The following is a 736-nucleotide window of genomic DNA, read 5'->3' on the forward strand; positions in this document are numbered from 1 at the left end:
TTCTCCGAGCTCACAGGTAGTATGGACCTATCCGACTCCCACCTGGTCCCGCTTCGGCCCCTCGCAGGGCAGCGGTCGGTCCGCTCGGGGCCAACCCGAGCTCCCGGCCAGATGGGCCTCCCGTGTTGATGCATCGTCCTTTGCCCGCATGCCCTCGCCCAATACCCCGGCGGCTCTCCCCAGTGCTTCGATTGCTCTCCTTCCCAGGAAGACAACGGCCTTCGCTTCTCTCTCACGAGCTCGGCGTCCGCATTGCCCGTTTCGAGGCTTTGTTCAGCGTTCACTTTCCTTAGGGCCTGCTTGCTCGCTGACCCGCTTCCCGGGCCTTTTTCCCTAGAGGCTTCGACCGCTGGCGTTACCACCAGTAGCCGCTCCGAGTGCTTCCGGCTGGAGCAATAGTTGCCGGGTGGAGATCACTCCCTCCCCACTGGGCGATGCACCCTTTTCACGGCGCACGAGAAATGGCGGCCAGGGCAGTGAGATCTTGTTAGGTCGGAGACTTACTCCGGGAGCGGCGGAAAATTGAGGACACATTCCCCTCTCCTCCCCGGGACGTCCCGGAGAAGCGAATGGAGAAGAATTCGTTCCTAGCCTGCCTGTTTCGCACGCCGGAGGAGAACGCTTGTGTAGAGTCGAGGAGTGGCGCGGTGCGACGTAGGAGAGCCGTAGCGGGAGATGCCCCTTTCGTTCTGGCAGTGCCTGAGTATCTCTCCCTATCATCCGTCTCCACTCCCCG

The sequence above is a fragment of the Verrucomicrobium sp. 3C genome, from assembly GCF_000379365.1.
Classification (GTDB): Bacteria; Verrucomicrobiota; Verrucomicrobiia; order Methylacidiphilales; family Methylacidiphilaceae; genus Methylacidimicrobium.